The sequence below is a fragment of the Methanosphaera sp. ISO3-F5 genome, assembly GCF_034480035.2.
GTDB lineage: Archaea > Methanobacteriota > Methanobacteria > Methanobacteriales > Methanobacteriaceae > Methanosphaera.
In genome coordinates, this window is record NZ_CP118753.2 from 460,640 (window position 1) to 474,052 (window position 13,413).

12 protein-coding genes are annotated in these 13,413 nt (G+C 29.0%); 9 read left to right on the plus strand and 3 right to left on the minus strand.

The window, feature by feature from the left end; translation table 11 throughout:
• The first annotated feature begins 26 nt into the window (after positions 1-26).
• From PXD04_RS13920 to guaB, 9 genes are all read left to right on the plus strand, one after another.
• Positions 27-983: a replication factor C small subunit gene (locus tag PXD04_RS13920; protein WP_323735439.1), complete on the plus strand. Its 957-nt coding sequence runs from the start codon at positions 27-29 to the stop codon at positions 981-983.
• Between the two features lie 12 nt (positions 984-995).
• Positions 996-2,540 carry a replication factor C large subunit gene (locus tag PXD04_RS13925; protein ID WP_323735440.1) on the plus strand — a complete coding sequence of 515 codons (1,545 nt, stop codon included), beginning with the start codon at positions 996-998 and terminating at the stop codon, positions 2,538-2,540.
• A gap of 222 nt (positions 2,541-2,762) precedes the next feature.
• Positions 2,763-3,650: an agmatinase gene (speB, locus tag PXD04_RS13930; protein ID WP_323735441.1), complete on the plus strand. Its 888-nt coding sequence runs from the start codon at positions 2,763-2,765 to the stop codon at positions 3,648-3,650.
• 15 nt (positions 3,651-3,665) lie between these two features.
• Positions 3,666-4,631, plus strand: coding sequence for a porphobilinogen synthase (gene hemB / locus PXD04_RS13935; protein WP_323735442.1), 966 nt, complete (start codon positions 3,666-3,668; stop codon positions 4,629-4,631).
• A 119-nt stretch (positions 4,632-4,750) separates the two neighbouring features.
• Entirely contained in the window at positions 4,751-5,683 is a 933-nt protein-coding gene (locus tag PXD04_RS13940) for a triphosphoribosyl-dephospho-CoA synthase (RefSeq protein ID WP_323735443.1), read from the plus strand.
• 19 nt (positions 5,684-5,702) lie between these two features.
• Positions 5,703-7,256: a phenylalanine--tRNA ligase subunit alpha gene (locus PXD04_RS13945; protein ID WP_323735444.1), complete on the plus strand. Its 1,554-nt coding sequence runs from the start codon at positions 5,703-5,705 to the stop codon at positions 7,254-7,256.
• Between the two features lie 12 nt (positions 7,257-7,268).
• Positions 7,269-7,418: a hypothetical protein gene (locus tag PXD04_RS13950; protein WP_323735445.1), complete on the plus strand. Its 150-nt coding sequence runs from the start codon at positions 7,269-7,271 to the stop codon at positions 7,416-7,418.
• 49 nt (positions 7,419-7,467) lie between these two features.
• Positions 7,468-8,172, plus strand: coding sequence for a (5-formylfuran-3-yl)methyl phosphate synthase (locus PXD04_RS13955; protein ID WP_323735446.1), 705 nt, complete (start codon positions 7,468-7,470; stop codon positions 8,170-8,172).
• An 82-nt stretch (positions 8,173-8,254) separates the two neighbouring features.
• Complete coding sequence (guaB, locus tag PXD04_RS13960) at positions 8,255-9,745, plus strand: IMP dehydrogenase (RefSeq protein ID WP_323735447.1); 1,491 nt, start codon at positions 8,255-8,257, stop codon at positions 9,743-9,745.
• Between the two features lie 26 nt (positions 9,746-9,771).
• Here guaB and PXD04_RS13965 read toward each other — a convergent pair whose 3' ends face one another.
• From PXD04_RS13965 to PXD04_RS13975, 3 genes are all read right to left on the minus strand, one after another.
• On the minus strand, positions 9,772-10,665 hold the full coding sequence (locus tag PXD04_RS13965; protein WP_323735448.1) for a hypothetical protein: 894 nt from the start codon (positions 10,663-10,665) through the stop codon (positions 9,772-9,774).
• A 764-nt stretch (positions 10,666-11,429) separates the two neighbouring features.
• The gene (locus tag PXD04_RS13970) at positions 11,430-12,599 is read right to left on the minus strand and encodes an HD domain-containing protein (protein ID WP_323735449.1); all 1,170 of its coding nucleotides are present in this window, start codon (positions 12,597-12,599) and stop codon (positions 11,430-11,432) included.
• Positions 12,600-12,617: 18 nt separating this feature from the next.
• Complete coding sequence (locus PXD04_RS13975; protein ID WP_323735450.1) at positions 12,618-13,154, minus strand: nicotinamide-nucleotide adenylyltransferase; 537 nt, start codon at positions 13,152-13,154, stop codon at positions 12,618-12,620.
• Positions 13,155-13,413 lie beyond the last annotated feature (259 nt).

Sequence of the window (13,413 nt, forward strand, 5' to 3'; positions counted from 1 at the left end):
TATGACATTAACATTTAGGTGAAACAATGAATATTCCATGGGTAGAAAAATATAGGCCACAAACATTAGATGATGTAGTAGGACAAGAACAAATAGTGACTAGACTAAAAAGATATGTAGATGAAAATTCAATGCCGAACATAATGTTCACAGGCTCTGCAGGGGTAGGAAAAACAACATGTGCCCTTGCATTAGCTAAAAGTTTACTGGGCGAATATTGGCAACAAAACTTTCTAGAACTAAACGCATCAGATGCTAGGGGAATAGATACTGTAAGAAACGAAATAAAAAGTTTTTGTAAATTAAAAGCAGTAGGATCACCATTCAGAATAATATTCTTGGATGAAGTTGATAACATGACTAAAGATGCACAACAAGCATTACGCCGAGAAATGGAAATGTACACAAAAACATCATCATTTATCCTATCATGTAATTATTCATCCAAAATAATAGATCCAATTCAATCAAGATGTGCAATATTCCGATTTTCACCAATAAAAGCATTTCAAATAATAAACAGATTACAATACATATCAGAACAAGAAGGAATAGAAGCAGAACAATCCGCATTAGAAAACATAGTCTACTTTACTCAGGGAGACATGAGACGTTCTATAAATATATTGCAAGCATCAACAACACAAGACAATAAAATAACAGAAGATGCAGTATATGAGGTAATAAGTAGAGCAAAACCAAAAGATGTTAGAAAAATCATAAACAAAGCATTAGATAAAGACTTTACAGGAGCACGAGATTTACTAAGGGACATATTAATAGTAGAAGGAATAAGTGGTGATGACTTAATTACACAACTATATCAAGAAGTAACTGAAATGTCTTCAGCAGGATTAATAGATGAAGAAAACTTTGTAAAAATAATGGAATATATGAGTGAATGTGATTATAGAATTAGGGAAGGAGCAAATCCAAGACTCCAACTTGAAGCTTTAATAAGTAAATTTTTATTAGTTAAATAAGGTTGCATTAAATTGAAATGGGTAGAAAAATATTCACCTAAAACATTGGGTGACGTACTTGGAAATGCTAAAATAAAAGCAGAAATAGAAGTATGGGCAAAAAATTGGACAAAAGGCATTGTTCAAAAACCATTATTATTAATGGGTCCTCCAGGTGTTGGAAAAACAACAATGGCACATTTAGTTGGAAAAGAATATTTTTCTGAAACGATAGAAGTAAATGCTAGTGATAAAAGATCATATGACATCCTAAAAAGAAGCATAGGCGAAGCATCACAAACAAGAAGTCTGTTCCAAGAAGGTTATAAATTATTAATTATGGATGAAGTTGATGGTATAAACGGACGTGACGATTCTGGTGGAGTAAGAGCAATTAATGAAACAATAAAAAACACCAAACAACCATTAATTATGATGGCAAACGACCCATACAGTAAAAGATTAACTTCAATAAAAACAAAATGTCAAGCCATAAAATTCTCAAAAGTTCATTCAAACACTATTAATGCACAACTAAAAAGAATATGTGCACAGGAAGATATTCAATATGATCCTGAAGCATTAAAAGCTTTAAGCAAACAAAGCAATGGTGATTTACGTTCAGCTATTACAAGTCTTGAAGCAATAGTTGATTCAGAGAAAAACATTACGATGGACAGTATTAACGTAATATCAAAAAAAGACGGAGAACAAAACATATTTGATACTGTTAGAACAGTACTAAAAAGTAAAAACCCAGAACATGTAAAAGAGGCTATGAGGGTTGATGCACAACCATCAATGTTGATAGAATTCATAGCAGAAAACATTCCAAAAGAATATGAACGAGTTGATGAAATAGCTAAAGCTTATGAAATGATTGCTTTAGCAGATTTAAACCTTGGAAGAGCATTCAGAACACAAAATTATACTTACTGGAAATATGCATTCTTGTTTATGGGTAGAGGTGTTGCTGCTAGTAAAAAACAAACATATAAAAAATTTGCCAGATATTCTGGTTCCACCGTATTCCAAAAAATGTCAAAAAGTAGGAAAAGAAAAAATTTAGTAGAAGCAGTAACTAATAAAATGTCTCCTAAACTGCATACTTCACCAAAAGAATTAGAAAAACACATACCATTCTATGAAATATTATTCGAAGATAATGAACGGGCATATGACTTAAAAGAATATTTTAAACTAGAAGATGATGAAGTTAAACTGTTCCGTTCCAGAAAAATACCTGCATCGATAGAAAAAAATCGTATTAAAATGCTTAAAAAACAACAAGAACAAGAAGAGAAAGAGATTCAGAAACAGAAAAAAGAACAAGAAAAAACAAAAAAACAAAAAACATCTGAAGAAAAAGTACTGGTTAACACAGAAAAATTAGATGAAATTATAACTCCAAAACAGTCAAAACAGTCAAAACAATCTAAATCAAAGCAAAACATTAAAAATACAGATACATCTACAAAAAAAGAAAAGAATATTCCAAAAAATAACAATTCAGATAAACAAGATGAAGAAAAACCTAAAACAAAAAAATATAAACAAACAACATTATTCGACTTTTAATCTCATTAAAAGTCCTTTTTCTCAATACCTTTTTTTATTAAATACATAACTAAGATTATAATCAGTATTCAAACATTTAAAACAATCATTTTAACCAATAGATAAGTTATTATAATTTATTTTTTAGTCACTCCCAAAATTTAATTATTTAAAAATCTAAAATATATATTAAATGAATAATATTTTTTATTATTTTCAATATATTACACGAGATTATCTAAAATGTTTTTTTATACAGAAAATATGAATAAATTTGCTTTTTCAACTGAAATTCCTGAAAATGAAGAGATAGAATCAGGGTATGCTATTTTTGGAGTTGCATTCGATAGTACAACTAGCTACAAATCTGGTGCAAGATATGGTCCAAAAGCAGTAAGAGAAGCATCATATAACTTTGAATCATTTAACTTAAAGTTTAACACTTCCTTAACAGTTACTAATTATGATATAGGAGATGTGACTGTAAATTATGGTGATTATGAAAGTACGCATATGATGATAACAGATACTGTTTTATCTCTTCTTAATATGGGGCTTAAACCTATCATGATAGGTGGAGAACATACAGTAACAAATGGGGTTATACAAGCTATTCATGATTATGATGAAAATCTTTTTCATGAACTAACCATAGTACATTTAGATGCACATTTTGATATGAGAAATGAGTATCTTGGAGAAAAATATTCTCATGCAACAGTTTTAAGACGAATTCATGAATTAAATCCTAAAGAAATAATACAATTAGGAATAAGATCAGCAGAAAAAGAAGAATTTGATTATGTTAAAAAACAAGACAACATTTCATATTATACAAATTATGATATTAAATATGACTTTACAACAGTAATTAAACATTTGGAGAAAATTAATACTCCAATATATGTTACAGTAGATATTGATGTGCTCGATCCAGCATATGCTCCATCAGTTGGTACGCCAGCACCATGTGGTATTAATCCTTTTGAATTACAACAGATAATTGGCGTTCTAGCACAGAAAGATATTGTTGGATTGGATGTAGTTGAAGTTTCTGCAGATACAATAGGTGATTCAACCAGTATTAATGCAGCTCAAGTAATATATGATTTTTTATGTTTAAAAAATTAAGGTGGCTAGAAAAATATGTTTCCTAATATAAGAATGAGAAGAATGAGAACAGATGAACGTATAAGGGCAATGTTTAGAGAAACTAACGTTGGGATAGAAGATTTAATATATCCTATTTATATTAAAGAATCAGCTAAAGATGGTGAACCAGAAGAAATTCCAACCATGCCCGGCCAATACAGGTATTCTGTAAACGATGCTATAGAATTTGCAGGACTGCTCGAAGATAGTGGTTTAACATCAACTATTCTCTTTGGAATACCAGATCATAAAGATGAATATGCTAGTAGCGCATATGATTCAAAAGGTATAATTCAACAAACTATTCGAGGATTAAAAGATCAGACAAATCTTGTAGTTCTAGGTGATGTTTGTATGTGTGAATACACAAACCATGGACATTGTGGAATAATAAACAATCAATATGTACAAAACGATGAAACATTATACTATCTTTCAAAAATAGCCATAAGCTATGCTGAGGCAGGTGTGGATGTAATAGCTCCAAGTGACATGATGGATGGACGAGTAAAAGCAATAAGGGAAGCTCTTGATACATACGATTATATTAATACTCCAATATTTTCCTACGCTGCTAAATATGCATCAACATACTACGCACCATTTAGGGATGCGGCAGATTCAACACCTAGCTTCGGAGACAGAAAATCATATCAAATGGACCCAGCTAACTTTAACGAAGCACTAAGAGAAGTGAGTTTAGATGTTCAGGAAGGAGCAGATGCTATAATAGTTAAACCTGCTTTAGCATATCTTGATGTATTAAGAGAAGTAAAACAACAATTTAAAATGCCTACAATAGCATATCAGGTAAGTGGAGAATATTCTATGATTACTGCAGGAATAGAAAAAGGATACATAACTGAAGACTTACTTGATGAAACATTACTTAGCATTAAACGAGCCGGTGCTGATATGATAATTAGTTATTTTGTACCTCAATTACTTGGTATAGAATAATCATTACCCACATCTTTTTTTCCATAACTTAATAACCAATTAAAAATATAAATTTATATATACTAAATAATTACCTTTCTTTAATATATAATTATTAAACACTACAACAAGGAGATTAAATGATATTAAATTCTAGAAACATAGCACAACTAGGTGAAATAGCAACATTACTAGAAGTAAGTGCCTATCCAAAACCAGGAAATGTGCATAGAACACAAGATTTTAATGATATGATTTATGAAGATTTCTTAATCAGCGGAACAGTTCTAAGAGAAAGTCTAGAAATAGTAGCATACAATGCATCAAAATATTATCCAAATTTATTAGATAAAATTCAAATAGGTGATGCAATACTACAGTCAATCAGAACTACTAAAAAATTAGTTAACACAAACACTAATCTAGGCATATCAATGTTATTAATACCAATATCTGCTGGTTGTGGTGCATTAGAACATGAAGAATCTATATACAATCTGCCAAAAATGGTTGATATAATCATGAAGAATACACGGTCAGAAGATGCGGTAGCATTAACTAAAGCCATAATACTAGCTCAACCAGGCGGATTAGATAATAAAACCACGAAGTATGATGTAAATAATAAAAACACAATAGATGACATAATAAATAATAATATTAACTTATATGATTTATTCAAATTATCATCAAAATATGATAAAATATCATACGAACTAATAAATGGTTTACCCATAATATCAGAAATTGGTTATCCAACATACTGTAAATATGAACAACAATACTCAAAAAATGATGTTACACTAGAAACTTATTTAACACTACTATCAAAAGTTCCAGATACACTAATAAATAGGAAGTATGGGGAAGAAGTAGCAAAAGACGTTACTCAAAGAGCAAAAGAAATACTCGAAAACACAGAAATAGCCACACCAGAAAGATTTGAAGAAATAACAACTTTCGATAAATATTTAAGAGAAAATAAATACAATCCAGGAACAACAGCAGACTTCACAGCAGCTTCATTATTTGTAGGTTTAGTTGACAAATACTCAAAAACAGGTTTATACTAAGAATAGGAGATGAAAATTAATGTTAGATAAAATAATAAACGAATTACATCTTTACGAAAAAAAATTACTTAAAGAATTATCAAAAAATACTGAAATAACTCCTGAAGAAATAGCTAAAAATGAAAACATGCCTCTAAAAGCAGTAACTAGTGCTGCAGGAATGTTATCCAGTAAAGATATTATAACTGTAGATAAAAAATCAACAGATCAAATAAAATTATCTGAAGAAGGAAAAGACTATGTAAACCAAGGCTTACCAGAACACAGAATCCTTAAAGCTTTACAAGAATTTTCAGAACAAGAAAAAGACGAAGCCACAATAGATGAAATCATAGAAAAATCTGGTGTAACAAAACAACAAATGAACTTTTCTATAGGAGTAATGATGCGACATAGATGGGTTCGAATGAAAGATGGAAAATTATCTTTAACAGAAGAAGGTAAAACCACAAATATTGAAGAACTACCTCAAGTAAAATTCCTAAAATTCATAAACGAAGCAAAAGAGGTTGCTAGTGACAAAATACCAGGGGAATATGATAAAGTCAGACAAGAATTCAAAAAAAGAAAAGAATTGTTTGATATCAAAACTTCACAAGAATTTAATTTTAAATTAAATGACTTAGGTAAACAAATACTAGATAAAGGAGTAACTATTCAAGAAGAAGCAACACAATTAACACACGAACAACTAAAAACTGGGTCATGGAAAAATCTACATTACCGAGGATATGATATTAACGCATCTGCTCCAAACACTTTTCCAGGTAAAATTCATCCATTACAACAAACAATAGAAGAAATAAGAAGTATCTTCATAGACATGGGATTTGATGAAGCAAAAGGAACAATTCTAGAATCAGCATTTTGGAATTTTGACATGTTATTCCAACCACAAGACCACGCCGCAAGAGAAATGCAAGATACATTCTACGTGAATAACCCACCAATTGCAGACTTACCAAATCAAGAATTAGTAGAAAAAACAAAAATAGAACACGAATGTGGTGGAAATACTGGAAGTACTGGATGGCAATACAAATGGGATGTGGAAATCGCAAAACAAATGGTTTTAAGAACCCATACAACAGGTCTATCAGTAAGATACTTATCAGAACATCAACCTCCTCTTAAAATGTTTTCAGTAGGAAGAGTATTTAGACGTGAAACATTAGACTACAAACACTTGCCAGAATTCCATCAAGTAGAAGGTATAGTTGCCGGAGAAGATATGAGCTTTAAAAATCTCTTAGGTATTCTCAAAGAATTCTATAGAAAATTAGGTTTCAAAGTAAGATTCAGGCCAGCTTACTTCCCATACACATATTTATCAGTAGAATCAGAAATATATGTTCCAGAAAAGAAAAGTTGGATGGAATTAGGAGGATCCGGAATGTTCAGGCCAGAAGTACTTGAACCGTTAGGAATAAAAACTCAAGTAGCAGCATTTGGTTTAGGAATTGAACGATTAGCAATGATGCGTTGTAACGTCGAAGACATACGTATGCTATATCAAAGTGACATTGGATGGTTAAGAAAATTACCAGTAACAAAAAATGTTAAATCATTTTAGGAGGAATATATTATGGTTATAAGTCCTTTAGAATTAAATCTGGAAGCTATAACAAATACAATAACAATGCTTGAAAAAGAAAACAAAGATGAAAACAAAGAAAAAATAGACAGTCTCAAAAAAGAACGAGACAAATTATTAAAAGAATTAAAAGTATTTTAATTCATAAACTTATTTTTTTTTTTAATTATATTTATTTCAGAGTGATTATATGCAATTATTAGTAAGTGCAATAAATCTAGATGAAGCAAAAGAAGCAACAATGGGTGGAGCAGATATTCTAGATGTAAAAAATCCAAAAGAAGGTTCACTAGGAGCAAACTTTCCATGGATAATCAAAGAAATAAGTAACTATGCAAATAATAATATAATTGTTAGTACTACCATAGGTGATGTACCATATAAACCAGGAACAGTATCTCTTGCAGCACTCGGAAGTGCTGTATCAGGTTCAAATTATGTTAAAGTAGGATTATATGGTACAAAAACATATGAAGAAGCATTAGAAGTTATGAAAGCAGTTGTTAAAACAATCAAAGAATATGATTCTTCAATTACTGTTGTAGCATGCGGATATGCAGATGCATACAAAACAGGCTCAATAGAACCAGAGTTCATACCAAAAGTAGCGAAAGATAGTGGTTCAGACTTAGCTATGTTAGATACTTACATTAAAGATGGTCACAGATTAACTGATCATATGACTACCGAACAATTACAAAACTTTGTTAATACAAGTCATAACTATGGATTAAAAGTTGCATTAGCAGGTTCCGTAAACAAAAATGATGTAGCAATGCTTAAAAAAATAGGCTGTGATATCATGGGAGTAAGAGGTTGTGTATGTACTCAAGGGGACAGAAATAATGGAACCATCAACCGAGAATTAGTTCAGGATTTAAAAGATAATATTTAATTAGGATTTAAAATAAAAATAATACTAATATAAAATTTTATAAAAAAATGTTTAAAATTATAATAAATAAAGGGGTATTATAATGAATAAATTTACAGACAAATTAACCAAAGCAGAAGATACTTATACATTTGATGATTTTCTAATAAAACCAGGTTTATCCAGCATAGAACCTAAAGATGTAACATTACAAACCAAAGTATCTACCAATTTTGATTTAAACATACCAGTAATTAGTTCTGCTATGGATACAGTAACAGAATCTGACATGGCAATTTCACTAGCAAGACAAGGTGGACTTGGAGTAATTCATAGAAACTTAACTATAGAACAAGAAGTAAAAGAAGTTAAAAAAGTAAAATATGCTAATGAACTAACAGTTAAAGAAGTAATAACCATATCTCCCGAAGAAACTGTATCAGATGCTCAAGAAATTATGGATATGGAAGGAGTAAGTGGATTACCAGTAGTCAATGAAAATAATATAGTTATTGGTATTATCAGTAGAAGAGATATCAAACCATTACAAGGAAAACATATGAATCGTAAGATTCAAGAAGCTATGACACATAACGTAGTAACTATAACTGAAAATACTGATTTAGAATCTGCATTGGATTTAGCATACGAAAACAAAGTTGAAAGATTACCAGTAGTTGCAGATAACAATGAACTAGTTGGTATTGTTACAATGAAAGATATCCTTGAAAGAAAAAAATATCCTAACGCTGTTCGTGATAAAAAAGGAAGATACTTAGTTGCTGCAGCATGTGGACCCTTTGACATGGATAGAGCAATGGCATTAAGTGATGCTGGAGCAGATCTTATAGCAATTGACAGTGCTCACGGACATAAAACAGATATTATAGAATCAGTACGTGAAATGAATAAAAATGTAGAATCAGATATTCTTCTAGGAAATATTGCAACTGCAAAAGCTGCAGAAGATATTCTAAAAGCTGAAATTAATGGTATAAAAGTAGGTATAGGTCCAGGTTCTATTTGTACAACACGTATTGTTGCCGGGGTAGGAGTACCACAATTAAGTGCTGTAAGTAGTGTAGCAGATGTTGCTTCAGATTATGATGTTCCTGTTATTGCTGATGGTGGATTAAGATATTCTGGGGATATAGCTAAAGCTTTAGCTGTTGGTGCAAATGTTGTAATGGTAGGTAGTTTATTAGCTGGTACCACTGAATCTCCTGGTGAAATGACTATTAGAAATGGTAGAAAATACAAACAATATAGGGGAATGGGTTCTCTAGGAGCTATGACTGGGGGAGTAGGTGCTGGTAAAGACAGATACTTCCAATCAGGTAGTAGTAATATGAATTCTACTAAATTAGTACCTGAAGGAATAGAAGGAGTTGTTCCATATAAAGGAGAAGCTAGTCAAATAGTTTATCAACTAATGGGAGGTTTAAAATCTTCAATGGGTTATGTTGGAGCTTCTTCTATAAAGGAAATGCATGAAAAAGCAGAATTAGTTCATATTACTCCTAATGGTATGTCTGAAAGTCATCCACATGATATAACCATAACTAATGAAAGTCCTAATTATCATCCTAGATAATTAACATTTAAACCCCTTTATTTTTATTAAGATTTTAATTCTTTAATATCTTCAGGATATTTACCAAGAATACGTTCCATTATTGACATCTTTTTGATTTCTGCGAACATAACATTGTACTTTTTATTTTCATTTTGAACATCATTGAATTCTTCATGTAATTTGTTTAAATTTTCTACTATATGTTTATAATCACTTCTTGCTGTTCTAGTGTCTTTTTGTTGTTGTTTTAATTCTTCTGTTAATGTTTTCAATGATTCATTTAAAACAGTATTTTCATTTTTTAAATTTTCATATAACTCTTCTAAGTTATCGTACTGTTTTTGAAGTAATTCTTTTTCTCTTAGAGGTATATCAGAGTTTCCTTTTAATTTTATGTTTTCTTCGGTTAGTTTGTGATTGTTTTCTTCAATTGTTTTATTTTGATCTTCTAGTTTTTTGTTCTCTTTTTCTAGTTGTTCTATTTTTTCTAAGGTTTCATGTAATTTTGAATCAGTGTTTTCTTTATTATTTTTTATAATTTTTAGTTGATTATTTTCTTCAGTAATTTTTTTATTTGCTTGTTCTGACTCATTTAACTTATTTTTGATATCAGAATTATTTGACTTTAATATTTTATTTTCATTATTTAATAGTGAAATCTTATTATTTAGGTCTGCTACTTCTTTATCTAAAATATTATTTTTTTCTTGTATATCATGTAACTTATTTTCGTCTATTTCTATCTTTTCTTTTAAAGTAGTAATTTCCTGTTTTAATATTTCATATTCGTTAATGTCTATTAACTTATCTTCATTATATGCTACTAATATACTTTCTAATGCTTCACCAATTTTAATTCCTTTAGTTTCAGCATTTTTTTTAAACTTATGCCATTCTTCAATATTTTTAATTCGTGCAGTAGCTTGACCAGATGTCATAATAATTCACCATTAGCTAAATTAATTATATTAAAAAATAGTGTTAACATATGTTTTACTTTTTGTTAACAGGAAATGGTATGTTAACAATTTGTTAACAATTATTTATCTTTTAAAGTATACTGATATTATATTGTATCTGTGAACCTTTGTTCTATCTGTACTCAATCTAGTTACCTTTTTTATAAATATTTTTTTAGTTAACATCTTGTTAACATTTCTTTCTTGTAACTAAGTTTGTGAGTACTACTATATAAATGTTGTTAACAAATGTTTTCAAAATGTTTTATAATATTAACATAACTTTTTATTTTTAAAACATCTTGTTATCATATGTTATCACTAAAATTATTGTTAACATTTTGTTAACATTATATTTTTAGATCTATTTTTAATACTTTATATCCTACTTACGTTCTATTTACTCTATTTACATAAAGTTAACTTTTGTTAACAATTAACTTTTTTTTCCATCATAACATATACTCTGATTTTATATGCTCCATAATTGTTAACAAACTTAAAACGTTTTGTTAATCTTATTTAACTATTTGTAAACTTTTTTTAATATATGTTTTGATAAAATTATTTAGTTAACATATTTGATGTCTTTGTTAACTTTTTAAAATATTTGGTTATCAATTTACATTGCAAATATACTAAAAATAACTTATATTTTAATATTTAAGGGGAGATGATATTACAAAATGTCATGTTTTATTGATGTTTTCATTTGTTAACATAATAAAAAAAATAGTTAAATATTAATTAGGTAAGGTTATATAATCTTCTAATTTAATATTTTTTGATATTGCTTTTTCTTTATTTTTTGGTGACATAAATAATGCTAAATCAGCATAATTATACTGAGCTTTTTTCAATGAATCAATTATTGTTGAAACTTCGGTTAAAGGTTTCAATCCATCTGATGTTTCTACTTGAACATTCATTTTTTTATAAGATAATTCTTCTGGCATATCTATTATAACTTCTTCAGGTTTTATATCTAATTTCTTAGCTATTTCTTCTTCTGCTTCTGTTAAATATTTTTCATCCATTTCTACTATTGCTGATGGATCATTGAATTGGGCTAAGTTTATAGTATCTGTTTTCTTATATAACTGTCGAGTATCTAAATTTTTCATAGTTTGTTCTGGTAATCCTTTTGTATTTCTAGTAATATTTATTAAATCACCATCATCCAAATACCTTAATTCTTCCTCAGTAACAGTTCCATCTTCTAATAATCGTGACAATGACACTTTGAACATACTATTGACAATTCTTGTTGTATGATGTTGGTATACTGTAGGATACATAAAATATCTTGCAAGTAATGTTGATTCAGCTGCTTGAACTCCTTTTGGTGTAAGTACAAGTTTGTCTTCATTATATGTTAAACTGTATATTAATCGTTCAGTATCTATTACGCCATATGCAACACCAGTATAATAGGAATCTCTTGCTAAGTAGTCCATTCGATCTACATCTAAATCTCCAGATATTATCTTACCAAATTTTGTTTTTCCATCAACAATATTGTTTATAAGTTTTACATCAAATTGTTCTTCAATAATATCGGTGATGCTTGAATTTGCTATTATTTCTTTGGTCACATATTCATGTTTGTGTTTTAATGCTTTTTCTGATACGTGTGAAAATGGTGAATGTCCTATATCATGTAATAATCCACATACTCGTAGTAATGATATTACTTCATTGTCTAATCCTAATGTTTGTCCTACTTTGTTTGCTAAGTATAATGTTCCTATAGAATGTTCAAAACGTGTATGATTAGCACCAGGATACACTAAGTTTGTGAAACCTAATTGTTTTATTCTTCTTAGTCTTTGCATTTCAACAGTATCAATAATTTTTAATTCAAAATCGGTTAAATGCAAGTCACCATGAATACTATCTCGTATAAATCCCATTTTAAACAACTCTCATGTTTATATTAATTCACTTATTTCTTTTTGATTTAATTTATGTATACGTTGGGTTCCTTTTATTTCATTAATTACTTTAACAACTGCTGGTGGTACTAGTTCTTCCCAATTTGTGTTATTCAGTATTCTTTTTCTTACTTCTGTACCGGAATATTCTGTTCTATTAAATAAGGGTGGCTGAATAACTTTAATGTTTTCTTCTTCAAATAATTGTTGTACTAAACTATTTCCTGAATATACTTTGTTAAATGGGGGTGTTAACATTTTTACATGCCCTACCCATAGTGAATTACAAGAAATATCTTCTAATGGTATAATATAGTATCGTGATGGATCAATGTTAGATTCTCTTAATGCTTTTGTAAGCATTAATATTCTTTCACCACCTGTGAATGGGTTAGAATTTGTATGACTTTTATCGGCACTACCTATACCTATTATTAATTCATCGACTTCTTCAAGAGTATCCTTAATTACATTTATGTGACCTTTATGAACAGGTTGCATTCTACCTATTAACAATCCTCTATTACCATTCATTGTCCTTCACTTTTTCAGTTATTTCTATTATTTGTTATCTATTTTATGTTTTCTTATTATTTATACTTTTCAATGATTTTTAGACTATTTTTAATTATTTACACCTATAAATTAAATTATATTAATTTTTATTTAAATATTCCTTAAGTTTTTTTTCTTTTTTCTTAATTTTGGATGTTTAAAATTTTATTTTCAAAAAATTTTTTTTTTTACTAAAAAACTTTAAATAGTTATTTGAAGATATATTAATATGTATTAT

What these genes read in the sequence shown, in the direction of transcription:
- PXD04_RS13920 (WP_323735439.1), top strand. Translation starts at nt 27, where the DNA reads ATGAATATTCCATGGGTAGAAAAATATAGGCCACAAACATTAGATGAT.
- speB (WP_323735441.1), top strand. Translation starts at nt 2,763, where the DNA reads ATGTTTTTTTATACAGAAAATATGAATAAATTTGCTTTTTCAACTGAA.
- hemB (WP_323735442.1), top strand. Translation starts at nt 3,666, where the DNA reads ATGTTTCCTAATATAAGAATGAGAAGAATGAGAACAGATGAACGTATA.
- PXD04_RS13940 (WP_323735443.1), top strand. Translation starts at nt 4,751, where the DNA reads ATGATATTAAATTCTAGAAACATAGCACAACTAGGTGAAATAGCAACA.
- PXD04_RS13945 (WP_323735444.1), top strand. Translation starts at nt 5,703, where the DNA reads ATGTTAGATAAAATAATAAACGAATTACATCTTTACGAAAAAAAATTA.
- PXD04_RS13950 (WP_323735445.1), top strand. Translation starts at nt 7,269, where the DNA reads ATGGTTATAAGTCCTTTAGAATTAAATCTGGAAGCTATAACAAATACA.
- PXD04_RS13955 (WP_323735446.1), top strand. Translation starts at nt 7,468, where the DNA reads ATGCAATTATTAGTAAGTGCAATAAATCTAGATGAAGCAAAAGAAGCA.
- guaB (WP_323735447.1), top strand. Translation starts at nt 8,255, where the DNA reads ATGAATAAATTTACAGACAAATTAACCAAAGCAGAAGATACTTATACA.
- PXD04_RS13965 (WP_323735448.1), bottom strand. Translation starts at nt 10,665, where the DNA reads ATGACATCTGGTCAAGCTACTGCACGAATTAAAAATATTGAAGAATGG.
- PXD04_RS13970 (WP_323735449.1), bottom strand. Translation starts at nt 12,599, where the DNA reads ATGGGATTTATACGAGATAGTATTCATGGTGACTTGCATTTAACCGAT.
- PXD04_RS13975 (WP_323735450.1), bottom strand. Translation starts at nt 13,154, where the DNA reads ATGAATGGTAATAGAGGATTGTTAATAGGTAGAATGCAACCTGTTCAT.